Raw genomic sequence first — 23,054 nt, forward strand, 5'->3', positions numbered from 1 at the left:
CGCGGCGTTGCTATCGATCGGCATGGTCGATACGCCATATATCGTATGCGCTTTAAGCGTATACGCATCACAACCCAGCACAACGTTGAGGACTCAACCATGAACAAGATCGAAAAAGTCCTGGCCACAGGCAAAACCCACACGGCATTCAGCGACGGTGACAACTCTTCCCGTGGCCTCTCCATCCAGCTCTCGTCGCCTGGAAACCCTAGACTGGCACACGAGTTCGCAGCCATCGTGCCGCACCCAACAGCAGAGCAGTTTTTCGCCGGCGCATGGTCGGCCTGCTACACCGCTGCCGTCGAGCTGGCGGCAAAAAATATGAAGGTGACGCTGCCGTCCAATCTGGCCATTGATATTGAGGTCGATCTGGGCCAGACCGGTCCGGCCTACTTCCTCCAGGCCCGGCTGACGCTTCGCGTGCCAGGCTTGACGCAAGACGTCGCGACGGAGCTGGCGCACGCCGCAGACCAAATCTGCCCGTACTCGAAGGCAACGCGCGGCAATATCGACGTGGTCATCAACGCCCTGACCGCGTGATGCACCGTACGACCGGTTCGACTTTCGCCGTCGAACCGGTTGCCACCGTCAGTTAGAGTCGTTCCGACACAATCGCATACGAGGTATATTTCACTTTTTGCGAGCCAACCGTCTTTGGCCAACGAGGATGTACATGAAGCCCACCGACAACGCCGTCCCCGACAACCTGAAGCTCTCCGAATTCCTGTGTTTTGCGGTCTATTCCACCAACCTGGCCTTCGGCAAGGCGTACAAGCCGATACTCGAGCAGCTTGGGCTGACCTATACGCAATACATCACCATCGTCGCGCTGTGGGAGGAAGACGATCAGACCGTCGGCAGCCTGGGCGAGAAGCTGTTTCTGGAATCGAACACGCTGACCCCGATCCTGAAGAAACTGGAAGCGATGGGTTTTTTGCAAAGGCAGCGCGATCCCGAAGACGAGCGCCAAGTGCGGATCAGCCTGACGAAGAACGGTCGACAGCTGCGCGAAAGCCAACCGGAAATGGGCCTCGCCGACGCAACGGGCCTGACGCTCGACGAGTTCACGATCCTGCAGAAGGCGATCGTGAAGTTGCGCGGCAATCTGATCAAGTCGACGAAAGCCGGGGAATGAGCCGGCACGCCGATCTGGACATTCTCAAGCGTGAACTAGCGCACCGCCTCATCCCGCACCACCCCGCGCTCCTCCAGCAAGCGCACAAACATGGTCAGACTTTGCGACACCGTCCCGCGGCGCCACACCAGCCAGGTGCGTAAATAGCGGAACGATTCCGATAACGGCCAGACGCTCACGGTGGTGCATCCGGGCATGCTGTTGAGCATGCTGCGGGGCATCAGCGCCAGGCCTGCACCGGCGCTGACGCACGCCAGCATGCCGTGATAGGACTCCATTTCGAAAATCTTGCCGGGCACCGCCGCGTCCTTGGCGAACCAGCTTTCGAAGTGGTGTCGGTAGGAGCAATTGGAGCGGAAGGCATAGATGTTTTCGCCATTAACATCCCGCGCACGATGAATGGGGGAATGGTTGAGCGGTGCGATCACCACCATTTCCTCCTCAAACGCCGGCACGCCTTCCAATGCCGGGTGCAGCACCGGCCCATCGACAAACGCGGCCGCCAATCGCCCCGACAACACGCCGTCGATCATGGTCCCCGAAGGTCCGGTGGACAGGTCCAGCTCAACCTTGGCGTGCTTCTGGTTATACGCGGCCAGCAGCTCAGGGATGCGCACCGCAGCGGTGCTCTCCAGTGACCCCAGCGGAAACGAACCCTGCGGTTCTTCGCCCGCCACCGTCGCGCGAGCTTCCTGGACGAGGTCGAGAATGCGCCGGGCATAGTCGAGAAAACTCCAGCCGGCCGGCGACAGGCGCAGTCGGCTCTTCTCGCGGATAAACAGGTCCACGCCCAGATCCAGCTCCAGCTGCTTGATCCGCGTCGTCAGGTTCGACGGCACCCGGTGGATGTGCTGAGCCGCCGCGCTGATGCTGCCGTGCTCGGCGACGGCTTTGAAAATTTCCAGCTGAACCAGATCCAAGGCATTCTCCAAACGTGAACGATATGCTCAGTATTATTCAGTTTCCAGAAAACAAACGCCACCGTAACCTGAGCGCATTCCCACCTAGCAGGACGGTGCCATGACTCAAGTTTCCAGCCTCACCCATGCCATTTCGATCAACCCCGCCAACGGCGAGCAGATCGGCCACTACCCTTTCGAATCCGCATCGGCACTGGACGCCGCCCTGTCCCGCGCTGCTGCCGGGTTTCGCGCCTGGCGCAGCAAACCGGTTGATCAACGCTCGCAGTTGTTGATCGCCCTGGCGCAGGCATTACGCAACAACACCGCCGCGATGGCGAACATGATCACCCTGGAAATGGGCAAGCCAATCACTCAGGCGCGCGGCGAAATCGAAAAGTGCGCGCAACTCTGCGAGTGGTACGCCGAACACGGCCCGGCGATGCTGAGCGCCGAGCCGACGCTGGTTGAAGGTGGGAAAGCGCGCATTGAATATCGCCCGCTCGGCCCGATTCTCGCGGTGATGCCGTGGAACTTCCCGATCTGGCAGGTCCTGCGCGGCGCCGTTCCAGCGTTGATCGCCGGCAACACCTACGTGCTCAAACATGCTCCGAACGTGATGGGCAGCGCCTATCTGTTGCTGGAAGCCTTCAAGCAAGCCGACTTCCCTGAAGGCGTGTTCGAGGTCATCAACGTCACGCCCGACGGCGTTTCCAAAGCCATTGCTGACCCACGTATTGCAGCGGTCACTCTCACCGGCAGCGTGCGAGCCGGCATGGCGATCGGCGCTCAAGCCGGCGCGGCGCTGAAGAAGTGTGTACTGGAACTGGGCGGCTCCGACCCGTTCATCGTGCTCAACGATGCCGACCTCGACGAAGCGGTCAAAGCTGCCGTGATTGGCCGCTACCAGAACACCGGGCAAGTCTGCGCGGCCGCCAAACGCTTGATCGTCGAGCAAGGCATCGTCGAGGAATTCACGCGCAAGTTCGTCGAAGCCACGCAAAAACTGGTGGTCGGCGATCCACTGGCCGCCAACACCTACATCGGCCCCATGGCCCGCTTTGATCTGCGTGATGAACTGGATCAACAGGTGCGCGACACCCTGGAAGAAGGCGCGACGTTGCTGATGGGCGGCAAGAAGGCTGAAGGCGCCGGCAATTTTTACGAGCCCACGGTCTTCGGTGATGTCACCGACCAGATGACCTCGTTCAAACAGGAACTGTTTGGCCCGGTGGCCTCGATCATCACTGCACGAGACGCAGCGCATGCTCTGGCACTGGCGAATGACAGTGAGTTCGGCCTCGCCTCGACCATTTACACACGCAACCTCGAGCTTGCCGAGCAGATGGCCGATGAACTGGAAACCGGTGGTGTGTTTATCAATGGCTATTGCGCCTCCGACCCACGCGTCACCTTCGGCGGCGTGAAGAAAAGCGGGTTTGGCCGTGAACTCTCGCATTTCGGTGTGCGTGAATTCTGCAATGCCCAGACGGTGTGGCTGGATCGGCACTGATCGCATAACGATGCCCGGGAGCTTTTGGCTCCCGGGCTCATGCGCTATTCGTTCAGGTAATACAGCTTGTTCACAATCATCCAGCGGTAATTGATGTTCAGTAGCGACAGATAATCGGTAAATCGCATGCCGAGATAATCATCAGTGACTTTTACCGCGGCGGCATCACCCGTGACATCGATGCTGAGCACTTCCCAAAACGGCTTGACCTCTTTGGCTGCCGGCCCCTCGGCCTTGATCGCGCTGATAAATTCCTCCAGGGATGCCCATTCAAGCTTTTCTTCGTAATGGCCAATGATGCGGCAAGCAGGATGAAAGGCGTGTCGCAGCAAGGCTTCATCGGCGAACACCATGCCTTCTACATAATTGCGGACCACCACGTTGATGTGTTCTTTAGCCAGCAGTTGAGTCGTCATGTCATACCTCCAGCGTTCTCACCATCGCACCGCCGGATCAGGTTGATCGATCGTCCATTCCACCCTGAAAGTCTAGCACCGGGCGCTTAACCGTCCCGGACGGCGACTATCATGATGGGGGTCACCTGCCTTTCGAGGAGCTGAGAGATGTCGCTGACTCTTTACTACCATCCGCTGTCGTCGTTCTGCCACAAAGTGCTCATCGCACTCTACGAAAACGCTACCGAATTCGAAAAGCGGATCATCGATCTCGGCAACGATGCCGACAGAGCAGCGCTGCAAGCGCTGTGGCCGCTCGGCAAGTTCCCGGTCATTCACGACCACGCTCGCCAGCGCAACGTGGCGGAAACCACGATCATCATCGAATACCTGGACCGATTTTATCCGGGTGAACATCCGCTCGTTCCCGACGATTGGGACACCGCGCTGGAGGTCCGTCTGTGGGACCGTGTGTGCGACCACTATCTCCAGACGCCGCTGCAACAGATTGTATTTGATCGCCTGCGCGACGCTCATGGCGATTTGACCCGAGAACGCTCCACACTGCAGACGGCGTACGGAATGCTCGACCGCCAGATGGCCTCCAGAATCTGGCTCGCCAGTGCAGACTTCAGCCTGGCCGATTGTGCCGCCGCCCCGGCCCTGTTCTATGCCAGCACCCTCGAGCCGTTCCCCGACGAATACGGTCACTTGAAAGCCTATTTCGACAGGATGATGAACAGACCGTCCGTCCAGCGGGTCATTGACGAAGCCAGGCCCTACTTCTCGATGTATCCGTTTGCCGAAGCCCTCCCGGAGCGGTTTCGCTAGCGCGCCTAACCGACAATATCGATCAACTGCTCGCGCTGAGCCCCCGTCAGCATCGGACCGAAACCTGCACCGGCATTTTCCGCCATGTAACGCGGGTTGCCGGTGCCGGGGATGACGCAAGTCACCGCTGAATGCGTCAGCAGGAACTTGAGCGCCAGTTGCGCCCAGCTATTGACCCTCACATCCGCAGCCCAGCGCGGTAACGGCTTGTCCTTCAAGCGGGCGAGCAAATCACCGCCGCCGAAGGGACGATTGCAGATCACCGCCACGCCGCGTTCGCGACACAGCGGCAGGATGCGTTTCTCGACGCCGCGATTATCCAGGGCATAGTTGATCTGCAAAAAGTCCAATGGCTCGGCCTTGAGTACCGCTTCCACTTCGTCATACGCCGACGCCGTGTAATGGGTGATGCCGATGTAACGAATGCGCCCTTCTTCCTTCCATTTGCGCAGCGTGGGCAAATGGGTTTTCCAGTCCAGCAGGTTGTGAATCTGCATCAGGTCGATCCGGTCGGTCTGCAGCAGTTTGAAGGACTGTTCCATCTGCGCGATGCCTTCTTCGCGGCCACGGGTCCACACCTTGGTGGCCAGAAAGGCCGGCGACCGCGGCTCATGAATCGACAGCAGCTCACCGGTCGTCTGTTCGGCACGACCGTACATGGGCGAACTGTCGATCACCTTCCCACCCTTCTCGAACAACGCGCGCAGCACCGCAGGCAGCTGCTTGTAGGCGGGGCTTGAAGGCTCGACATCAAAACCGCGATACGTGCCCAGCCCAACGATCGGTAAGAGTTCGGCGCTGGATGGAATGGCCCGGGTCAGCATGTTCTTGCCTCCTGTTTCGGTCGACGGCGTGGATGCTGCAAATGCCGGATCGAAGGTGAAAACCGCCGAAGCACCGGCCGCCAGCGTGAGTATTTTTCGACGCGTGTACCCATCAGTGTGGCTCATGGAATTGTCCTTCCACATTTTTGCTGTCAGCCACGATCCACCGCACTTCTCGCGTCGGACGCACGAGGCTGGCCACATCAGCATAGCTACCGGCGACCATTCGCCCCCACCAGCACGCAGAAATGGAAGGCGAAACCCAGCCTCAGCGCCTAATGCCGATCAGTTAAGGATTTGAGCACCGCTCCCACAGGTTCTGTGCCTTAACTGATCGGCATTAGCCTCAGCGCCGCTCTTTCCGACGGCAGGACGTTGAGCCATTTGATAGCGATGGGCATCCCTCCCAGGGCGTCGCGCTATCGGTCTACTACACTCTGACAGCGATCAATCGATAACCGTCTTCCGGCCAGAGCCGTCAATGCCGCCCACTAAAGTTAGCCGAATGCCACGAATCCTGGTGTCAATCGTCGTCATCGTCGCCGTTGTGTATCTGGCGCTGTGCGCTGCGCTGTTCGTGTTCCAGCGCGCCCTCATCTACTTCCCGCAACCGCGCGCTGTCGACACCTCGGCAACACCGCTCACACTGTCCGTCGACGACGCGCAGGTGCTGGTATCCGTCAGGCCGCACGAGGGGCCGAACGCGTTGATCTATTTCGGTGGAAATGCCGAGGACGTCTCCCGCAGCCTGCCGTCGTTTTCCGCAGCCTTTGCCGATCACGCCGTCTACTTGATGCACTACAGAGGCTACGGTGGCAGTTCCGGATCGCCCTCCGAGGAGATGATTTCGCGCGACGCCATGACCTTGTTTGACCAGGTCTACGCCACCCATCCACACATTACGGTGGTCGGTCGCAGCCTGGGCTCGGGCGTCGCCGTGCGCCTCGCCAGCCAACGCCCGGCGGCGCGTCTGGTGCTGATCACGCCTTACAACAGTGTTGAAGAACTCGCCGCCCGGCAGTTCCCCATCTTCCCGGTGAAGTGGTTGCTCAAGGACACCTTTGAATCCTGGAAGTACGCCGCCCACATCACAGTGCCGACGCTGTTGATCGCCGCTGAGCACGACGAAGTGATACCGCGTTCCAGCACCGAGCGGCTGTTCACGCATTTCGCCAACGGGGTGGCGTCGCTGAAGGTCATACCGGGGACGGGGCACAACTCGATATCCGAGAGTCCCGAGTACCTCAAGGTGTTGGGTGATGGGTTGTAAGTGGCGGTGTTCGACTAGCGCAGCGATCGGAAAGCCGTACGAAGTTCCTCGGTAAACAACTGCGGCTGTTCCCAGGCCGCGAAGTGGCCGCCCTTGTCGGCCTGGTGGAAGTAGATCAGGTTGCTATAAGCGCGCCGGGCCCATGTTTCTGGCGGGCAGTAGACATCATCTGGAAACACGGTGACGGCTACCGGCAGCGAAATCTCGGTGGTCTTCTGTGCGGCCGAAGAAAGCGGGCTTCGCCCCATGTTCTCCCAGTAGAGCCTTGCTGCCGAAGCGCCGCTATTCGTCAGCCAGTAGAGCGTGATGTCGTCCAGCACTTGATCCTTCGTCGGCGACTGTTGCGGGTCGGCGCCGTATGTCCACCGGGCAAAGCCTGGATGCACGAGCATGAGCGCGGCGAGGAAAGCCGGTGAATCCGTCGCGCCGTAACCGATCATCTGTGGCCGCGCTGCCATCATCGTGCTGTACGCCAGGTTCCCCTGTTTGACGAGCGTGGCGACGGCGTCATAGGTCGCCCGTTCCTTCTCGGTAAATCCCGCCGGCGCCGGTCCGCCGACAGCAAGCGCCGCGCTCGCTTCCGCCGGTATCGTAGCGGGCAGGTTAAGGTGAATGCCGCGCAATCCGGCTGGCGCCTGGCGCGCCATCGCGCTGGTAATGGGGGCGCCCCAGTCACCACCCTGGGCGACGTAGTGGGTGTATTCGAGGCGCTGCATCAGCTGCGCCCAGACCCGGGCGATGTGGTCCGGATCCCAACCGATACCACTCGGCTTGCCGGAGAAGCCATAGCCAGGAATGGACGGAATCACCACATCGAATGCATCTGCCGCATTGCCCCCGTGCGCGGTCGGATCGGTGAGCGGACCGACGACCTTGATGAACTCGAACACCGAGCCTGGCCAACCGTGGGTCATGATCATCGGCAAAGCGTTCGGGTGGGGGGAGCGCACCCAGATAAAGTGAATCTCGACTCCGTCGAGGGTGGTCACGTACTGCGCCAGATTATTGAGCTGCGCCTCGGCCTTGCGCCAATCGTAGTCCGTGCCCCAGTAGCGAACCAGCGCCTGCAGTTGTTCCAGCTGTGCGCCCTGTGAACGATCAGAAACCGTCTCTTTGTCCGGCCAGCGGGTCGCCGCGATACGGTTGCGCAGATCGGTGAGTTCCTTGTCCGCCACATTGACGTGGAAGGGTTGGATGGCCTGGGGATTGGCGGCGGAAGCGGCGCTGGCGAGGGTCGAGACGCAAAGCGCGAGGGTAGCGATGGCGACCGCGAATGTGTGCTTCATCTTCATTACCTCAGCTGAGGGTCACGATGAGTTACGAATTTTCGCTTATCGGTCACCGTGCAAAATTGCAGGAAGACGTCCTTGCCAACCGGTGAGAGGAGGCGATGACCACGTGAGCCCTATCGCAAGGGTGAAACGTTGAGCTACACCCTTGCGATGCGTAACAGGTCTGGCTTAGATCAGATTGATCTGAACGTTGATGTTGCCCCGCGTGGCTTTGGAATACGGACACAGCTTGTGCCCTTCATCCACCAGCGCCCGGGCGGTTTCGCGATCCATGCCCGGCAGGCTGATGTTGAGGCGAGCCTGCAGGAGGTAGCCGCCTGCGTTGGTGCCCAGGTCCACTTCGGCGTCAATGGCCAGGTCAGGCGGGAGCGTGACCTTCATTTTACCGGCAGCGACCTGCATCGCACCGATGAAGCAGGCTGACCAACCGGTGGCGAACAACTGCTCAGGATTGGTGCCGTCGCCCTTGGTACCTGGGGACGAAAGCTTGACTTCGAGTCGTCCATCATCACTGCGTGAGGCTCCGTCCCGCCCACCGGTGGTGTGGACTTTGGCGGTGTACAGTACTTTTTCGATCTGGGTCATGATGATCTCCTGATTGAAAATGCTGGATGAAAAAGATTGCCCTCTGTGAGCGTATCGACCGTTCCTGCTTGCTCGATGGATTCGCCCCTCGTCAGGGCGCTTGCGTAATCGGCAGCGGACTGGACCTTTCAATATAGATGGCGGTTGGCGACTTCGGGTTATGTATAAGCACCAATCACCCACTTAACTTTTTCCAGCGCCTCACGCAGTGCACCCATCTCTGCCGACCCCAGCGCCAAGCGAATCGCATGCGGTACATGAGCGGAAGTCGCAAAAGGCTCAGCGGTTGAAACCGCGACTTTTTCACGCAGCAGCGCCGCGGCGATCTGGTCAGCCCTCGCATCTTCAGATAAGGGCAGCCAAAGAAAATAAGACGACGGATGACGAATGCACGGAAGGCCCGCCAGCACTTCTGCGGCCATGGTTTGCCTGGCCTGCGCATCCTCGCGTTTTTCAGCTTCCAGTTGCATGACAGTGCCGTCGTCGAGCCACGTGCTCGCGATCGCCGTCAGCACGCCGGGAGTATTCCAGGTGGTCGCCCTGATCGTGCGCTCCAACGCAGGCACTTTTTCGGCCGGCACGGCGACGAAACCTACGCGCAGTCCGGTAGCCACACTCTTGGAGAGCCCTGAAACGTAAACGGTCCGCTCAGGGGCGAGTTGCGCTATTGGTGCCGGTGGGTCCTCGGCAAGAAAGGCATAGGCGGCGTCCTCGATGATGAGCAAGTCATGCCTGCGTGCAATCGTCACCAGCGACTCGCGCTGATCGGCATTCATCACCCACCCCAGCGGATTGTGCAGCGTCGGCATCGAGTACACCCCCCGCACGCGGCGACTCCGGCACAGGCTGTCCAGCGCCTCCAGATCAGGCCCCTGTTCGGTCACGGGAATGGGCACGATTTCAAGGTGCAAGGCTTCGGCCAGCACGATGAATCCTGAATAGGTCAGCGCATCCGCTGCAATCACATCACCGGGTTGCAGCAGCGCCATCATCGTCACGGCCAGCCCATGCTGGGCACCGCTGACCATCAGCACTTGCTCGGCATCCACCGTCAGCCCTCGGGCGAGCAAATGGCGCGCCACCGAGGCGCGCTCATGCAGGCGCCCGGCGTGTGGCTGGTAGCGCAACAGGGACTCCAGATCACCGCCCGAGGCGAGTTGGCGTAGCGCATTTCGCAAGAGTTCTGCCTGCCCTGGCAGCGAGGGATAGTTGAAGTTGAGGTCGGTCATTCCCACGGCAACGTTTTTCTGGTCGATACCCAAGCCCGGCGGCAACGACGTCTCCCGCACGAACGTGCCTCGCCCCGTCTCGCCGCTGACCAGGCCCATGGCTTCGAGCTCTGCATAGACCCGACTGGCGGTCACCAGCGCCAGCCCTTCTGTCGCCGCGAGTTGACGATGCGTCGGCAATCGCGTGCCTGGCAACAATCGGCCTGACCGGATGTCGGCCGCAAAAGCATCCACCAATGACTTGTACCGTGAGCGAGGCATGTCGAGATGTATCCATGACAATTTTTTGATTGTAGTGATCGCCGATCATACGATGGAACTCTGCAAATTGAGAGCACCCTCAGATGGAACGGACCCTGCAAAACCCAACGACGGAAAAGACCGCGAACGGCTGGCTCAACGGGTTTATCGGCGTGCTGATTTTCAGCGGCTCGCTGCCGGCCACACGGTTGGCCGTGCTGGAATTCGACCCGGTGTTCCTGACCGTTGCCCGAGCGGCGATTGCCGGGCTCCTGGCGCTGTGCATGCTGGTGCTGTTTAAAGAAAAGCGGCCTGCCAAGCGTCAGCTTATGCCCTTGGCGATCGTGGCAATGGGCGTTGTAGTCGGGTTTCCGCTGCTGACGGCGCTGGCGCTGCAGTACGTGACGTCGGCACATTCCATCGTCTTCGTTGGCTTGTTGCCGCTTGCCACTGCGGTGTTCGGCGTGTTGCGCGGCGGGGAGCGGCCCCGGCCGGTGTTCTGGTTCTTCTCGGTGCTGGGCAGCGCGTTGGTCGTGGGATTTGCGGTCTCTCAAGGCCTGACCGCTTCGCCGACCGGAGACATTCTCATGCTGCTGGCCATCCTCGCCTGCGGGCTGGGTTATGCGGAAGGTGCGAAGCTTTCAAGAACCCTGGGAGGCTGGCAGGTGATCTCTTGGGCGTTGCTGCTGTCGCTGCCCGTCATGGTCCCGCTGACCTGGTTTCTGGCCCCGGCTTCGTTCTCGGGAATCACCTCATCCGCGTGGTTGAGCCTCGCTTACGTATCGATCTTCAGCATGCTGATCGGGTTCGTATTCTGGTACCGCGGGCTGGCCCAAGGCGGGATTGCCGCCGTCGGCCAGCTTCAGCTGCTACAGCCGTTTTTTGGCTTGGCGCTGGCGGCCACGCTGCTTCACGAACACGTCAGCATCGGCATGCTGGGGGTTACCGTCGCGGTGATCCTTTGCGTGGCCGGGGCGCGAAAGTTTTCGAAGTGAGTGGGCGCGACAAACGTTGCTGCCAGTTTCCGCCATCGGCGCGCTGGCATTCTTCTTCAGAATCGAACTGCACATGGGCCGATACTGGGCTGACGAGAACGTCCGCTTCGCGTAACGCCATGGCAGTCAACTCGAGCATGCGCTCGCCCTGCCCACTGGCCAGCGACTGATCCTTATTGGCCTGCGTATCGAAGACCCAGATAATCCTCAGACTGGCGGGGAACAGGTCGTAATCGACCTCGTGGGTCAGCCAACAGAACCCCACGACTTCCGCTTTGGCCGTCTCACACGCCTCGGTCAGGGTGGCCACCAGGCGTCTTTCAATGTTCGCCTGATCGCGTTTGCTTAACGGCATGAGTGGATCCTTGTGACGGGTAAAAAGAAGCCATCATACGACACCTCCCTGTCCACTTTGGCGGACGCACTGCGCCCCGCGCAAATATGTCTCTTGGGCCCGTGAACCTTGTGTTGAAGCGCCAGTCATAGCCGAGCCGTGAATTCCACTTGCCCGCTCAGAGCTATTCATCCATGCGCCAAACCCTCCTGTCCGTTCGCGTTGCCTCGCTCTGTTTGATTCCTCTGTTTTCCCTGTTCGCCAACCCCGCCCACGCCGGTGCCGAAAGGCAGTTGGTGGAAGCCATCAACGACTACCGCGCTCACCCCGATCGCTGCTTGGGGCGCGCGGGGCGAGCACTATCGCCGCTGGCGTTGAAGTCGAACCTGGCTTTGCCAATCGGCTATGGCGGCGGTCTGCGCGATCGATTGAAAGCGTCCGGCTATCAGGCGGTGACAGTGCGCACGATTCGCGTGGTCGGTGCGCAGGATGCCGATGAGGCCTTCGACATGCTCCAGAGCGATTACTGCGGTGCGTTGCTCGATACCCAATATGCCGACATTGGCGTCAGTCGCGCCCGGAGTGAGTGGCAGGTGGTGCTGGCGCAGCCCGTGCTGGACAGTCGTGTGGGTGATACCCGAGCAGTCAGCAAAGCGTTGCTGGCACAGGTCAATGTGGCACGCTCAAAGCCGCGCCTTTGCGGTCGTCAGCGCTTCGCCGCCGCACGGCCATTGGCCTGGAACGCAGCCCTGGGCGCTGCGGCGCAAGGGCACAGCAAAGCAATGGCCTACGGCAACTACTTCGCACACCAGGACCCCGACGGTGACATGCCCGCAGACCGGGCCAGAGCCGCTGGTTTCCGTGGCCGGCAGATCGGCGAGAACATCGCTGCCGGCCAGGGCTCACCGAGCAAGGCCATGTCGGGCTGGCTGGCCAGTCCGGGGCATTGCGCCAACCTGATGAACCCGATGTTTACCCAGATGGGCGCAGCCTATGCGGCGGACGCGCGTAGCGATGAAGGCGTGTACTGGACGATGTTGTTTGGCGCGCCTTGAGTGATTGAGCGGCGCCTTATTTGGGGCGCCGCACCGCCCTCACCTTTCCGCTGCCACCACCGCCGCAGAAAAACTGATCGCCGCCATCCGATTCAAGCCCCGACACCCCGACGCCAGCCGGCAGCTTCACGCTCTCCAGCACCTCGCCGGTGGTCGAGTCGATATGGCGTAACTCACCCTCGTCTTCTTCCCAGGTGCCATGCCACAGCTGGCCCTCGACCCAGGTCACCCCGGTGACAAAGCGGTTGGATTCAAGGGTGCGCAGAATCGCGCCGGTCTCGGGGTCGATCTGATGAATCTTGCGATCCCGATACTCGCCGACCCACAGCGTCCCTTCCGCCCACGTCAGCCCTGAGTCACTGCCGCCAGGCGCCGGGATAGTCGCGAGGACACGGCCGGTCTGCGGGTCAATTTTCTGGATGCGGTCTTCGGCGATCTGGAACAGGTGCTGGCCGTCGAAGGCGGTGCCGGCATGGGCGGCGACATCGATTGAGCGCAGTGTCTTGCCACTTTCAGGGTCCAGGGCGTTGAGTTTGTCACCGGTGGCAAACCACACGTGCTGGCCGTCCCAAGTGACGCCATGCACCTTGTCGACACCGGCAAAGGGTCCATATTCACGAAGGATTTTGGCTGCTGACTGTTTCATGTTGGCATTCCTCGTTACGGGTGGGTGACGTTCATCCTAGTCACCCGGCAGTGGCACCGGGAGTAACAAGGTCGTCGCGAAACCCGGCACCGGCGGGGTCATCCAGCGACGCGTCCGGCCGCGACCGAACGACTGCACCTTGCCCTCGCGGGCCAGTTCCTCAAGTGCCCGTTGCACCGTCCGCTGGCTGGCGCCAAGGGCCAGTGCCAGGGCCGAACTCGACCACGACTCACCGTCGACGAGGAAAGCAAACACCTCTGCGTGCTTCTCTTCGACGTGTTGCGCCAGCACCACAACGTCAGAGGCAACCAGCGACACCAGCGCAAATCCGCGTTTAGTAGCAGTGACGCCGGCCAAGGGTTTAAGTGCGGTGCGCAGTCGCCCGATTTCGACTCTCAACCGCGCGCGAAGTGACTCATCGGCGTGCTTCAAACGAAAGGCCCGGGCAATCAGCGTTTCCCTCGACACGTCGGCCGGCCACGCTTCGGCCAATGCCCGTGCGAGGGCGAACAAGACCGGGCGCGTAGCGAGGGGAACCGACATGCCGGCGCCACGCACCACGTAGCGACAAGCGTCCACGACCAGCGACGTGGACGCGAGCAACGCTTCAACCTCATCCAGCAACAGAGGCCGTTCTTCACCAAAGGCAATCAACCGCGCGACGGGCGTGTCCAGGACAAGGGCAGCGTTTTCCACCTCGGCCGTCAGCGCAGGAATATCGGCGTCGCGCGCGGCGTGCTCGGCCCTTGTGAGTGCAGACCGCGCCTTGTTCGTCTCGAGTCGTCGCATCGCGATTCCCGCAACGACCAGTTCGTGGGCGGTGCGCAATGCCGGCGGCAAGGGCGCAGGGTCAAGCTCGGCGAGCAGCTCCTCGGCCTCTTCGAGATGCCCGATCAGCAGCAAACGCCGAATCTGCAGATACCGCGCATGAGCGGCGTTCACTCGATCGCCGTGTGCCTCAAGCGTCACCCGCGCCGACTCGAGTGCCTTTACCGGCCAGCCCAACTCCCGGGAGGCCAGCGCGATCTCGGCCTCGGCGACCACACACCGCGCCCGAGCCAAGGCCTCCTTTGGCCCGAAGGCTCGCGCCGCCCTCTGCACCAGCGCCTTGGCTCGCACCAGATCACCGAGTTGCGCCATCGCAATCCCGCGCAACGCCAGCGCCGGCGCATCGTCGCGCAACGCGACCCGGTTCAACGCGCCGAGCGGATCCCCCGCCGCCAGCGCCTGCGCTGCGGCCGTGATCAGCGAGTCCATCGCAATCCCGCCACCGTTGTCACTCCCACCGTCGGATGTTCGCTGTTGAGTCTATCTCACGACGACCGATCACGAAGGAGGCCGCCCGACATTCGAATGTTGGGCGTGACTCTAAAGCCGCAGGTGCCTGCCCCGCTTCTGGGAAATCCTTAAGCGGGTATCGGCTTTTCTTATCGGGTGATTTAAAACGGTTGCTCCCTCGTCAAACAATCCGCAGCGCAATCGGGCTCATCACTGCCCCGCCGCCCACCCCGGCTGCCGCCCGAAGTCTTCGAACAGTTCAAAAATGGTCGCTTTGACCTTTTGCACCGCGTTGCTCTCGACGACCGTGTCATGCCAGCACAGCGAAAGATCACGGGTGAACAATCGATGATCGATCCTGGCCAGTTTCAGCCTGTGTTGTTCAAGTTCAACATGCGCGGCCGCCCACGGCAGGATCGTCACGCCCAGTTTGGCCAGGACGGCCGAGAACAACAGGTCCGTGGAGTTGGCCTCGAACTCAACCTCACAATGCAGCCCCGCCTCCTGGAACGCCGACTCGACCCGGCTGCGAATCGTGTTTGGCGCACAGGGCAGCACCAGCGGCATCTTCGCCAACGCCTCGATCGATACCGGTCCATCCGGTAATGAAAACTCGGGCCACGCCACCAGGTACAACGTTTCGGTGAACAGCCGCTGCATGGCCATGCCACGGGTTTCGACCGCATCGACATTCACTGCCAGCGCCACTCGCCCCACCGTGATCAGCCGCCCCAGGTCGGCGCTCGGGGCATCAATCAACTCCAGCTTGATGCCCGGGTAGCGACTGCGAATCGTGCGTGCGAGCGGGATGGCCAGCATGCGCGCGGTACTCGACGGCATGCCGACCGACACTTTGCCCTGCGGGAATTCGGCGTCCTGACGCAGCAGTTCCTGGGTGCCGTCGGCCTGGCGCAGCAGTTCGATGGCATGCCGATACAGCGTCTGTCCCGCCGCCGTAGGCACCACGCCATGCACGCTGCGCTCAAGCAGTTGCATGTCCATGTCCAGTTCCAGATTACGCATCTGCTGGCTGATCGCGGGCTGCGCGATGTGCAGCGCTTCGCTGGCGCGGGTGATGTTGCCGCACTCGACCACTTTGATGAAATACCGCAACTGGCGCAGGTCCATGCATCCCTCCAAAGCCATATAACTTTCCGATGGAAGCAGAGGAATATCATATTTGAAGCTTATGAGATACGACGCCTAGACTCGTCTCACAACAAACGAAGCGCCAACGGCCGCCACCGGCCAGCAGCGCTTCTATAGGCCTATCAAGGTCAATGGGAGATCTCAATGTCTAGAGTGTTAACAGCATCAGCAACGAGCGTGAAGCCCATCAAAACGCCCCTGACCCGCGAGCAGATTCGTGGCTTCTGGACGGTCTACGTGGGATGGGTTCTGGATGGCGTGGATTCAGTGATCTTCGCCCTGGTTCTGATCCCTGCCCTGACCGAGCTGCTGCCCGCCTCGGGCATTGAGCCCACCGCCACCAACATCGCCATGTACGGGTCGATCACGTTCGGGTTGTTTCTGATCGGCTGGGGGATGTCGTTCATCTGGGGGCCGCTCGCCGACCGCTTTGGCCGGGTGAAGATGCTCGCCGCCAGCATCCTGGTCTATTCACTGTTTACCGGCGCGGCGGCGTTCTCGGAGAACATCTGGCAATTGGCGGCGTTCCGGCTGATCGCCGGGATCGGCGTCGGCGGCGAGTGGGCACTCGCCGGCACCTATGTCGCCGAGAGCTGGCCGGAAGACCGGCGCAAGATGGGCGCGGGTTATCTGCAAACCGGCTACTACTTTGGCTTCTTCATTGCCGCGCTGTTGAACTACACCGTCGGCGCCACCTATGGCTGGCGTGTAATGTTTCTCTGCGGCCTGTTCCCGGCGTTCATTGCGATCTATACCGCGCTGAAAGTGAAAGAGCCGGGCCAGGTGCGCAACGCTGCGCTCAACCTCAAAACCCCCGAATTGAAGCCTGCAACCCGCGCGACGTGGTGGGAAATCTTTGCCCCGGCCTTTCGGCGCCGCACGTTGACCAGCTCTTTATTGGTCGGGGTCGCCATCGTCGGTTTGTGGGCCGGCTCGGTGTACGAAGCAACGGCCGTCGTCACGCTGGCCACCCAGGCGGGTATCGATCATGTCGGGGCGGTGCACCTCGCTTCCATTGGCGCGGCAGTGCTGTCGCTCAGCACGATTCTGGGTTGCCTCGTGGCGCCCTGGCTGGCGGAACGACTGGGTCGACGGGTGGCGCTGGGGATCTATTTCGCCGGCATGGCGGCATCGATCATCGTCGCATTCGGCTGGGTGTTCTACATGGATGATGGCCTCCATCTGTTCATGGTGTCGCTGGTGTTCCTCGGTTTCTTCGGCGGCAACTTCGCGATTTTCTCGCTCTGGCTGCCCGAGCAGTATCCAACCCGGATCCGCGCCACGGCCTTCGCCTTCAATGCCTCGGTCGGCCGCTTCATCGGCGCCGGCGTCAACTTCCTGCTGGCCGCGGCGATTCACTGGTACGGCTCGCTCGGCGCGCCCATCGCCTGGACGGCCGCAGCCTTCGTGGTCGGCATTCTGATCCTGCCGTTTGCCGTCGAAACCCGTGATCAGACCTTGCCGCAATAACACGCACCTGAACATTCACTGGAGAACCCTATGCAAGCTTTGCAAGGCGTGAAGATTGTTGATCTGAGTCGCGCGCTGTCGGGGCCGTTCTGCACCATGGTGCTGGCGGACCTCGGGGCCGATGTGATCAAGGTCGAGCCCGGCCCGACCGGCGACATGAGCCGCACCTGGGGCCCGTTCGACCGGGGCGTGAGCACTTATTACCTGTCGTGTAACCGCAACAAGCGCGGCCTGTGCATCGACTTTCGCAATCCCCAGGGATTGGCCACGATCCAGCGGCTGATCGATGACGCCGACGTCGTCATCGAGAACTTCAAACCCGGCACGCTGGAGAGTATGGGGCTCGGTTATGACGTGCTCAGCGCCCGCAACCCGCGACTGATCATGGGCAGCATCAACGCCTTTGGCGCCGACGGGCCGATGAGTAGTTGGCCGGGCTTCGACCAGATTGCCCAGGGCTACTCGGGGTTGATGAGCCTGACCGGTTTCGTCGATGGCGACCCCACGCGCACCGGCACCGCCATCGGCGATTTGACCTCGGGCATGTGGCTGGTGACGGCGGTGTTGGCGGCGCTGCTGGAGCGCTCGACGTCCGGGCAAGGCCAACACGTCAGCACGTCGTTGCTGGCCAGCCTGGTCGGGCTGTTGAGTGTGCACGGTCAACGCTATCTCAGCCTGGGTGATGTGCCGCGTCGTACCGGCAATGCGCATTCGGTGATTGCGCCTTATGGCGTGTTCCAGACGCTGGACGGCCCGTTGAATCTGGCGCCGATCACCTCGGCCATGTGGGGGCGTTTGTGCGTGCTGCTCGATTTACCCGAATTGCCGGATGACCCGCGATTTGCCACCAACGAAGCACGCGTCGAACGGCGTGACGAGTTGCGGGAGATTCTGGAAAGCCGCTTGAAAACCCGCAGCAAACTCGAATGGACCACGCTGTTCGTCGAGGCAGGATTGCCCGCCGGTCCGATCAACACGCTCGACGAAGTGTTCGACGATCCGCAGGTGCTGCACAGCCAACTGACCGAGACACTCACGCACCCGACACTGGGCGCCTTGCGTCAGGTAGTGACACCGGTGTTCAGCGCCACCGACGGCGGCGCCAGCCGTCCACCGCCGCTCCTGGGCGAACACACCATCGAAGTCCTGCGTGAAGCCGGTTTCGACGCTGCATCGATCAACGCCCTGCTGGCTGCCAAGGTCGTGTTTCAGGACACCGACGATTCGCCCGCACACTCAACAGGAACCGCCCCATGAACCCAACCTCTTCTGCCACCGTGACCGTCAACATCGTCGATGAACGCATCGCGCGGGTGGTGTTCAGCAACGCCACCCACCGCAACGCCCTCAGCGCGCAGTTGCTGGCATCCCTCGACGAAAGCCTCGCCGCCCTCGCCTCCCAACGCGTCCCCGTGGTGATACTCGGCAGCGAAGTGGGCCAGCCGGTGTGGAGCGCCGGCCACGACATACGCGAGCTGCAACACGACCGCGACCCGATTGCCTACGGCAAACCCCTCGAGCAGGTATTGCGCCGCATCCGCGCCTACCCCGGCGTGGTGATCGCCCTGATTTCCGGTTCGGTATGGGGCGGAGCGGTCGACCTGGCCATGAGCTGCGACCTGGTCGTTGCCGACCACAGCGCCAGTTTCGCGATGACCCCGGCAAACATCGGCTTGCCCTACACCACCAGCGGGTTGCTGCGGTTCTTCAACAACTTGCCGATCCACGTGCTGAAGGAAATGTTCTTCACCGCGCAGAAGCTTGATGCCGAACGCGCTGAAAGGTTTGGTTTGGTGAACAGGCTGGTCGACAGCGAAGCGCTGGAAGCGACGGCGCTGGACATGGCCCAAGGCATCGCCGCCAAAGCGCCACTGGCCATTGCGGCGGTGAAGGAGCAATTGCGCATTCTGGAGGACCTGCAACCGATGCCCGTGCAGGCGATGGAGCAGATTGCGGAACTGCGGCGACAGGCCTGCGAAAGTGCCGATTTCACTGAAGGGCTGGCGGCGTTCACCGAGCGCAGGCCCGCAGTGTTTAGCGGGCGATAGAACACAGATCTGAAAGCTTCTGTATTTGTGAGGGCCTCATCGTCGGATCGCCGCCCGGCGATCCGACGATGAGGCCCAAACGAACAGCGCTAATCCCGACCTGGAACACAAAAAGCCGCCCCCCTTGTTTCATATGCAAAACAAAACCCTCTATTCGCGTTACCTCGACACGCCCTCCTTTCTCGCCGTTTCCCATGGCCTGCACATTCAATGTGCAATTTCGTGCCATACCGGAAACCGTGTTTCGTATATGAAACACGCCAAAAACCGCAAAAACTTCGCAACTCATTAATAAACAAGGATTTTCTAACAAAAATTCAACCTGGCATTCGGCTGGCATTGTTCATGCACTAACCACCGTATCACCTATAAAACAGACCAGAGACCCTTCCCAATGGCTGTGAACGAGATGTATGCCATCGCCCCTCAATGGAATAAACCCGCTCCCAAGGAAGATCTGGAGCCCATCGAAATTGAATTTCGCAATGTCGGTAAATGTTTCCCGGCCAAAGGAAAATCCGAAGCGCCGTTTGCCATTCGCGAAGTCAATTTCAAGATTCGCCGCGGTGAAGTGGTGTCGATCATCGGCCCTTCCGGTTGCGGCAAAAGCACCATCCTGAACATGGGCTCCGGCCTCTATCGACCTTCCGAAGGTGAAGTGTTCGTCGGCGGTGAAGCGGTGACAGGTCCGGTTCGCCAAGTCGCTTTCATGTTGCAAAAAGACCTGCTGATGCCATGGCGCAGCATTCGTCGCAATGTCGAACTGGGCCTGGAAATTCAAGGGGTACCGGCCGCCAAGCGTCAGGCCGTGGCCAAAGATCTGCTCGATCGTTGCCACCTGCAAGGCTTTGCCGACCACTACCCGTTCCAGCTGTCGGGCGGCATGCGTCAGCGTGCAGCCCTGGCTCGTACCTTGGCCATCGACCCGCAAGTGCTGTTCCTCGACGAGCCGTTCTCGGCCCTGGATGCGCAGACCAAGATGATCCTGCAGCAGGACATGGCGCGGATGCTCTTCGACGAAAAGAAAACCGCCCTGTTCATTACCCATGACCTGATCGAAGCCATCGCCATGTCCGACCGGCTGCTGGTCATGAGCGCCCGCCCCGGCACCATCATCGAAGAAATCACCGTCGACCTGCCGTTTCGCGACAACCCGCTGGAGCGCCGCAAGCTGCCGGAAATCGGTCCGTTGGCCGGTCGCCTGATGGAATTGCTGAAAGTCGGCGAAGACACCGAACTGCATTGATCAACGCCCTTGCGGCCATCAACCGATTCAGGAGTACGCATGTTCAAGTCTCTGTTTCAACGCTTCAGCCAGGCCACCGGCATTGCGCTCGGCCTGGGCATGGCCTTCGCCGCGCAGGCGCAGCCCACCGACGTAACCTACTTGTTGCCGGCGCCGCCGAACTCGCCGGCGTTCGCCCCGTGGATCATCGCCCAGCAAAAGAGTTACTACGCCGCCCAGAACCTGAACATGACCTTCATCGCGGCCAAGGGCGGTGTGGACGTGGCGAAGCAGATCGGTGCCGGTAACGCCATGCTCGGCGGTGCCTTGGGTGATACCCCGATTGTGGTGCGGGCCAACGGTATTCCGGTGCGCTCCGTCGCTGTGTTGGGCGCCGGCGGTGTGACCATGATTGCCACCAATGCCGCCGAAAATATCAATTCGATCACCGACCTCAAGGGCAAGACCATGACGGTCATGTCCTACTCGGACACCACCTACTACGCCTTGCTCGCCTCCCTTCGCAAAGCAGGCCTGAGCAAAACCGACGTGAACATCCAGGCTGCCGGCCCGTCGGGCGTCTGGCAGTTGTTCTCGGCTGACAAAGCCCAGGCGATGGCGGGAGTACCGGACTGGGTGGTCAACGCCGAAGAAGCCGGTGTGAAGATCAAACTGATCCCGCAATCGCAAATTTTCGAAAGCATGGCCCAGGCGATTCTCGCGTCGGACGACGCCATCAAGACGCACCCGGAGATTGTTCGCGGCGTGGTCCAGGCCACCCTGCAAGGCATGCGCGACATCATCCAGGACCCGCGCGCCGCTGCGGTCACCTTCGCCAAAGCCGTGCCTGCCTACGCCGGCAAGGAAGATTCGCTGGAGAAGGTCTTCAAGCTGTACGTCGAACACGTCTACGCCAACCAAACCGTACTGGGTCGCATCGATCCGGCGCGGCTGGAAGCGGTGCGCACGTTCTATGTCAGCGAAGGCATCGTCACCCAGGAACCGAAGCTCGACGACCTGTACACCAACCAGTTCATCGACACCCAAACAGCTGCGCAATAACGGCGAGTGACAACAAGGTAACGACACGATGAAAAACCTCAATAACTCCATGCTCGGCAGCGTTGCCCTGCTGATCCTGTTCCTGGTGCTCTGGCAATGGGGCCCGGGACTGCTCGGCATGCCCGAATTCGTCATGCCGCACCTGAGCCGCGTGGCCCAGGAAAGTGTGGTGATGTGGCAAACCGGCGGCCTGCTGCAACACACCTTGATCACCGCATTCGAGATCATCGTCGGCTTCGGCCTGGGCGCTCTGCTCGGTGTGGCGATCGGTGTTTCACTCGGGCTCTCGCCCGCTGCCGAAGCCATGCTGTCGCCATACATTCTGGCCCTGCAAATCGCCCCGAAAGTGGCCTTCGCCCCGCTGTTCGTGATGTGGCTGGGCTACACCATCTACCCGAAGATCCTGATCGCGATCCTGATTGTGTTCTTCCCGGTGATGATCAACGTGCTGTCCGCCATCCGCACCGTTGACCCGGACATGATCAACCTCGTCCGGACCATGAACGCCAGTCGCTGGCAGATCTTCCGCCTGGTGGAGTTCCCATCGGCCATGGCCGCGCTGTTCTCGGGCTTGCGCATTGCCTCGACCCTGGCGGTGATCGGCGTCACCGTCGGTGAGCTGGTCGGCGGCAACCAGGGCCTGGGTTTCCTGTTGGTCGATGCTGAAGGTCAGGGCAATACCGCGGGCGTATTCGTCGCGATTGTGATGCTCACGTTGATCGGTGTGCTCTCTTACGGCGCGGTGGTCTGGGCCGAGAAACGCGTTCTGCATTACATGCCCAAAGCCATGCTGAGTACGCAATGATGACGGCCCTCAATCGTTTGCTCGAAGGCCGCCGGATCCTGGTCACCGGAGGCGCCCGCGGATTGGGTTATGCCTTCGCCCAGGCCATCGGCCACGCCGGTGCCCACGTGGTGATCGCCGATATTCTTGCCGAACGCGTCCAGCAATCGGCCACTGAACTGGTCGCCGAAGGCCTGACCGTGCACGGTGTGACGGTCGATCTGGCGCAACCCGATTCGATCGATGCCTGCGTGGCTGAAGCCACTCGCTTGCTCGGCGGCCTCGACGGTCTGGTGAACAACGCTTCAATCACCAATTCCGGCGGCAAGACCTGCGAAGAGCTGAGCCTCGAGACCTGGGATCAGGTCATGCAAGTCAACGTGCGCGGCACCTGGCTGATGACCAAGGCGTGTCTGCCGGTCCTGCGCGCCAGTGGTCGTGGCGCCATCGTCAACCTGGCGTCGGACACGCCGTTGTGGGGTGCGCCCAACCTGCTGGCCTATGTCGCCAGCAAGGGCGCAATCATCGCGATGACCCGCAGCCTGGCCCGCGAACTGGGCACCGACAACATCACGGTCAACGCCATCGCGCCGGGCCTGGTGCTGGTCGAAGCCACCGCCTACGTGCCCGAAGCACGTCACCGTTTGTACAACGACCACCGGGCCATCCAACGCCCGCAACTTCCCGAAGACGTCAGCGGCGCCGTGCTGTTCGCGCTGTCCGACCTCGCCCGTTTCATCACTGGACAAACCTTGCCGGTCAACGGCGGGTTCGTCATGCCTTGATCAGGAGACA

At 61.2% G+C, this 23,054-nt stretch carries 24 protein-coding genes; 14 read left to right on the forward strand and 10 right to left on the reverse strand.

What is annotated here, in order from left to right:
• Nucleotides 1-99: 99 nt before the first annotated feature.
• Complete coding sequence (locus tag ACMXYJ_RS21050; RefSeq protein WP_415756739.1) at nucleotides 100-540, forward strand: Ohr family peroxiredoxin; 441 nt, start codon at nucleotides 100-102, stop codon at nucleotides 538-540.
• 133 nt (nucleotides 541-673) lie between these two features.
• On the forward strand, nucleotides 674-1,135 hold the full coding sequence (locus ACMXYJ_RS21055; protein ID WP_415756740.1) for a MarR family winged helix-turn-helix transcriptional regulator: 462 nt from the start codon (nucleotides 674-676) through the stop codon (nucleotides 1,133-1,135).
• A 35-nt stretch (nucleotides 1,136-1,170) separates the two neighbouring features.
• On the opposite strand, the gene ptrR is transcribed toward ACMXYJ_RS21055, so the two are convergent.
• Nucleotides 1,171-2,055 (reverse strand): putrescine utilization regulator PtrR, encoded by an 885-nt coding sequence (gene ptrR / locus ACMXYJ_RS21060; RefSeq protein ID WP_046046804.1) that lies wholly within the window; start codon nucleotides 2,053-2,055, stop codon nucleotides 1,171-1,173.
• A 100-nt stretch (nucleotides 2,056-2,155) separates the two neighbouring features.
• Between ptrR and ACMXYJ_RS21065 the strand changes: the two genes are divergently transcribed.
• A complete protein-coding gene (locus ACMXYJ_RS21065) occupies nucleotides 2,156-3,547 on the forward strand; it encodes an aldehyde dehydrogenase family protein (protein ID WP_415756741.1) in 1,392 nt (463 codons plus the stop codon).
• A gap of 44 nt (nucleotides 3,548-3,591) precedes the next feature.
• Here the strand turns inward: ACMXYJ_RS21065 and ACMXYJ_RS21070 are convergent, their stop codons facing one another.
• Complete coding sequence (locus ACMXYJ_RS21070) at nucleotides 3,592-3,963, reverse strand: nuclear transport factor 2 family protein (protein ID WP_415756742.1); 372 nt, start codon at nucleotides 3,961-3,963, stop codon at nucleotides 3,592-3,594.
• Between the two features lie 147 nt (nucleotides 3,964-4,110).
• Between ACMXYJ_RS21070 and ACMXYJ_RS21075 the strand changes: the two genes are divergently transcribed.
• Nucleotides 4,111-4,773 carry a glutathione S-transferase family protein gene (locus ACMXYJ_RS21075; protein ID WP_415756743.1) on the forward strand — a complete coding sequence of 221 codons (663 nt, stop codon included), beginning with the start codon at nucleotides 4,111-4,113 and terminating at the stop codon, nucleotides 4,771-4,773.
• Between the two features lie 5 nt (nucleotides 4,774-4,778).
• Here the strand turns inward: ACMXYJ_RS21075 and ACMXYJ_RS21080 are convergent, their stop codons facing one another.
• Nucleotides 4,779-5,723, reverse strand: a complete 945-nt coding sequence (locus ACMXYJ_RS21080; RefSeq protein WP_415756744.1) for an aldo/keto reductase — start codon at nucleotides 5,721-5,723, stop codon at nucleotides 4,779-4,781.
• A gap of 355 nt (nucleotides 5,724-6,078) precedes the next feature.
• Here ACMXYJ_RS21080 and ACMXYJ_RS21085 point away from each other — a divergent pair, with 355 nt between their 5' ends.
• Nucleotides 6,079-6,867, forward strand: a complete 789-nt coding sequence (locus ACMXYJ_RS21085) for an alpha/beta hydrolase (protein ID WP_415756745.1) — start codon at nucleotides 6,079-6,081, stop codon at nucleotides 6,865-6,867.
• A 14-nt stretch (nucleotides 6,868-6,881) separates the two neighbouring features.
• Here ACMXYJ_RS21085 and ACMXYJ_RS21090 read toward each other — a convergent pair whose 3' ends face one another.
• The 3 genes from ACMXYJ_RS21090 to ACMXYJ_RS21100 all read right to left on the reverse strand — a co-directional run bounded on the left by ACMXYJ_RS21090 (nucleotide 6,882) and on the right by ACMXYJ_RS21100 (nucleotide 10,234).
• Nucleotides 6,882-8,153, reverse strand: a complete 1,272-nt coding sequence (locus tag ACMXYJ_RS21090) for an epoxide hydrolase family protein (protein WP_415756746.1) — start codon at nucleotides 8,151-8,153, stop codon at nucleotides 6,882-6,884.
• A 174-nt stretch (nucleotides 8,154-8,327) separates the two neighbouring features.
• The gene (locus ACMXYJ_RS21095) at nucleotides 8,328-8,744 is read right to left on the reverse strand and encodes an organic hydroperoxide resistance protein (RefSeq protein WP_415756747.1); all 417 of its coding nucleotides are present in this window, start codon (nucleotides 8,742-8,744) and stop codon (nucleotides 8,328-8,330) included.
• Between the two features lie 158 nt (nucleotides 8,745-8,902).
• Nucleotides 8,903-10,234 carry a PLP-dependent aminotransferase family protein gene (locus tag ACMXYJ_RS21100; RefSeq protein WP_415756748.1) on the reverse strand — a complete coding sequence of 444 codons (1,332 nt, stop codon included), beginning with the start codon at nucleotides 10,232-10,234 and terminating at the stop codon, nucleotides 8,903-8,905.
• Between the two features lie 83 nt (nucleotides 10,235-10,317).
• Here ACMXYJ_RS21100 and ACMXYJ_RS21105 point away from each other — a divergent pair, with 83 nt between their 5' ends.
• Complete coding sequence (locus ACMXYJ_RS21105) at nucleotides 10,318-11,208, forward strand: DMT family transporter (RefSeq protein ID WP_415756749.1); 891 nt, start codon at nucleotides 10,318-10,320, stop codon at nucleotides 11,206-11,208.
• Here ACMXYJ_RS21105 and ACMXYJ_RS21110 read toward each other — a convergent pair.
• Nucleotides 11,156-11,563 (reverse strand): hypothetical protein, encoded by a 408-nt coding sequence (locus ACMXYJ_RS21110; RefSeq protein WP_415756750.1) that lies wholly within the window; start codon nucleotides 11,561-11,563, stop codon nucleotides 11,156-11,158. The genes ACMXYJ_RS21105 and ACMXYJ_RS21110 overlap by 53 nt on opposite strands.
• Before the next feature lie 173 nt (nucleotides 11,564-11,736).
• Between ACMXYJ_RS21110 and ACMXYJ_RS21115 the strand changes: the two genes are divergently transcribed.
• Nucleotides 11,737-12,597: a CAP domain-containing protein gene (locus ACMXYJ_RS21115; RefSeq protein ID WP_415756751.1), complete on the forward strand. Its 861-nt coding sequence runs from the start codon at nucleotides 11,737-11,739 to the stop codon at nucleotides 12,595-12,597.
• 16 nt (nucleotides 12,598-12,613) lie between these two features.
• Here ACMXYJ_RS21115 and ACMXYJ_RS21120 read toward each other — a convergent pair whose 3' ends face one another.
• The 3 genes from ACMXYJ_RS21120 to ACMXYJ_RS21130 all read right to left on the reverse strand — a co-directional run bounded on the left by ACMXYJ_RS21120 (nucleotide 12,614) and on the right by ACMXYJ_RS21130 (nucleotide 15,649).
• A complete protein-coding gene (locus ACMXYJ_RS21120; protein ID WP_415756752.1) occupies nucleotides 12,614-13,243 on the reverse strand; it encodes a Vgb family protein in 630 nt (209 codons plus the stop codon).
• Nucleotides 13,244-13,279: 36 nt separating this feature from the next.
• Nucleotides 13,280-14,500, reverse strand: coding sequence for a helix-turn-helix domain-containing protein (locus tag ACMXYJ_RS21125; protein ID WP_415756753.1), 1,221 nt, complete (start codon nucleotides 14,498-14,500; stop codon nucleotides 13,280-13,282).
• A gap of 231 nt (nucleotides 14,501-14,731) precedes the next feature.
• Entirely contained in the window at nucleotides 14,732-15,649 is a 918-nt protein-coding gene (locus tag ACMXYJ_RS21130; protein WP_415756754.1) for a LysR substrate-binding domain-containing protein, read from the reverse strand.
• 198 nt (nucleotides 15,650-15,847) lie between these two features.
• On the opposite strand from ACMXYJ_RS21130, the gene ACMXYJ_RS21135 reads away from it, so the two are divergent.
• The 7 genes from ACMXYJ_RS21135 to ACMXYJ_RS21165 all read left to right on the forward strand — a co-directional run bounded on the left by ACMXYJ_RS21135 (nucleotide 15,848) and on the right by ACMXYJ_RS21165 (nucleotide 23,044).
• Entirely contained in the window at nucleotides 15,848-17,140 is a 1,293-nt protein-coding gene (locus ACMXYJ_RS21135) for an MFS transporter (RefSeq protein WP_415756755.1), read from the forward strand.
• A gap of 30 nt (nucleotides 17,141-17,170) precedes the next feature.
• Entirely contained in the window at nucleotides 17,171-18,397 is a 1,227-nt protein-coding gene (locus ACMXYJ_RS21140; protein WP_415756756.1) for a CaiB/BaiF CoA transferase family protein, read from the forward strand.
• On the forward strand, nucleotides 18,394-19,188 hold the full coding sequence (gene scpB / locus ACMXYJ_RS21145) for a methylmalonyl-CoA decarboxylase (protein ID WP_415756757.1): 795 nt from the start codon (nucleotides 18,394-18,396) through the stop codon (nucleotides 19,186-19,188). Before ACMXYJ_RS21140 ends, scpB begins: the two co-directional genes overlap by 4 nt.
• A 409-nt stretch (nucleotides 19,189-19,597) precedes the next feature.
• On the forward strand, nucleotides 19,598-20,434 hold the full coding sequence (locus ACMXYJ_RS21150; protein ID WP_223431478.1) for an ABC transporter ATP-binding protein: 837 nt from the start codon (nucleotides 19,598-19,600) through the stop codon (nucleotides 20,432-20,434).
• A 39-nt stretch (nucleotides 20,435-20,473) separates the two neighbouring features.
• Complete coding sequence (locus ACMXYJ_RS21155) at nucleotides 20,474-21,475, forward strand: ABC transporter substrate-binding protein (protein WP_415756758.1); 1,002 nt, start codon at nucleotides 20,474-20,476, stop codon at nucleotides 21,473-21,475.
• A gap of 28 nt (nucleotides 21,476-21,503) precedes the next feature.
• Nucleotides 21,504-22,280, forward strand: a complete 777-nt coding sequence (locus ACMXYJ_RS21160; protein ID WP_027923579.1) for an ABC transporter permease — start codon at nucleotides 21,504-21,506, stop codon at nucleotides 22,278-22,280.
• The gene (locus ACMXYJ_RS21165; RefSeq protein WP_415756759.1) at nucleotides 22,277-23,044 is read left to right on the forward strand and encodes an SDR family oxidoreductase; all 768 of its coding nucleotides are present in this window, start codon (nucleotides 22,277-22,279) and stop codon (nucleotides 23,042-23,044) included. The genes ACMXYJ_RS21160 and ACMXYJ_RS21165 overlap by 4 nt, the downstream gene beginning before the upstream one ends.
• The last annotated feature ends 10 nt before the right edge of the window (nucleotides 23,045-23,054 follow it).

This window comes from Pseudomonas arabinosi (assembly GCF_047758675.1).
GTDB classification, from domain to species: domain Bacteria; phylum Pseudomonadota; class Gammaproteobacteria; order Pseudomonadales; family Pseudomonadaceae; genus Aquipseudomonas; species Aquipseudomonas arabinosi.

Excerpts from the sequence above, each read along its gene's own strand:
- ACMXYJ_RS21155 (WP_415756758.1), top strand. The coding sequence starts at position 20,474 with ATGTTCAAGTCTCTGTTTCAACGCTTCAGCCAGGCCACCGGCATTGCG.
- scpB (WP_415756757.1), top strand. The coding sequence starts at position 18,394 with ATGAACCCAACCTCTTCTGCCACCGTGACCGTCAACATCGTCGATGAA.
- ACMXYJ_RS21165 (WP_415756759.1), top strand. The coding sequence starts at position 22,277 with ATGATGACGGCCCTCAATCGTTTGCTCGAAGGCCGCCGGATCCTGGTC.
- ACMXYJ_RS21100 (WP_415756748.1), bottom strand. The coding sequence starts at position 10,234 with ATGCCTCGCTCACGGTACAAGTCATTGGTGGATGCTTTTGCGGCCGAC.
- ACMXYJ_RS21125 (WP_415756753.1), bottom strand. The coding sequence starts at position 14,500 with ATGGACTCGCTGATCACGGCCGCAGCGCAGGCGCTGGCGGCGGGGGAT.
- ACMXYJ_RS21140 (WP_415756756.1), top strand. The coding sequence starts at position 17,171 with ATGCAAGCTTTGCAAGGCGTGAAGATTGTTGATCTGAGTCGCGCGCTG.
- ACMXYJ_RS21070 (WP_415756742.1), bottom strand. The coding sequence starts at position 3,963 with ATGACGACTCAACTGCTGGCTAAAGAACACATCAACGTGGTGGTCCGC.
- ACMXYJ_RS21110 (WP_415756750.1), bottom strand. The coding sequence starts at position 11,563 with ATGCCGTTAAGCAAACGCGATCAGGCGAACATTGAAAGACGCCTGGTG.
- ACMXYJ_RS21080 (WP_415756744.1), bottom strand. The coding sequence starts at position 5,723 with ATGAGCCACACTGATGGGTACACGCGTCGAAAAATACTCACGCTGGCG.
- ACMXYJ_RS21115 (WP_415756751.1), top strand. The coding sequence starts at position 11,737 with ATGCGCCAAACCCTCCTGTCCGTTCGCGTTGCCTCGCTCTGTTTGATT.
- ACMXYJ_RS21150 (WP_223431478.1), top strand. The coding sequence starts at position 19,598 with ATGTATGCCATCGCCCCTCAATGGAATAAACCCGCTCCCAAGGAAGAT.
- ACMXYJ_RS21050 (WP_415756739.1), top strand. The coding sequence starts at position 100 with ATGAACAAGATCGAAAAAGTCCTGGCCACAGGCAAAACCCACACGGCA.
- ACMXYJ_RS21090 (WP_415756746.1), bottom strand. The coding sequence starts at position 8,153 with ATGAAGCACACATTCGCGGTCGCCATCGCTACCCTCGCGCTTTGCGTC.
- ACMXYJ_RS21130 (WP_415756754.1), bottom strand. The coding sequence starts at position 15,649 with ATGGACCTGCGCCAGTTGCGGTATTTCATCAAAGTGGTCGAGTGCGGC.
- ACMXYJ_RS21075 (WP_415756743.1), top strand. The coding sequence starts at position 4,111 with ATGTCGCTGACTCTTTACTACCATCCGCTGTCGTCGTTCTGCCACAAA.
- ACMXYJ_RS21055 (WP_415756740.1), top strand. The coding sequence starts at position 674 with ATGAAGCCCACCGACAACGCCGTCCCCGACAACCTGAAGCTCTCCGAA.
- ACMXYJ_RS21085 (WP_415756745.1), top strand. The coding sequence starts at position 6,079 with ATGCCGCCCACTAAAGTTAGCCGAATGCCACGAATCCTGGTGTCAATC.
- ACMXYJ_RS21160 (WP_027923579.1), top strand. The coding sequence starts at position 21,504 with ATGAAAAACCTCAATAACTCCATGCTCGGCAGCGTTGCCCTGCTGATC.
- ACMXYJ_RS21095 (WP_415756747.1), bottom strand. The coding sequence starts at position 8,744 with ATGACCCAGATCGAAAAAGTACTGTACACCGCCAAAGTCCACACCACC.
- ACMXYJ_RS21120 (WP_415756752.1), bottom strand. The coding sequence starts at position 13,243 with ATGAAACAGTCAGCAGCCAAAATCCTTCGTGAATATGGACCCTTTGCC.
- ACMXYJ_RS21105 (WP_415756749.1), top strand. The coding sequence starts at position 10,318 with ATGGAACGGACCCTGCAAAACCCAACGACGGAAAAGACCGCGAACGGC.
- ACMXYJ_RS21065 (WP_415756741.1), top strand. The coding sequence starts at position 2,156 with ATGACTCAAGTTTCCAGCCTCACCCATGCCATTTCGATCAACCCCGCC.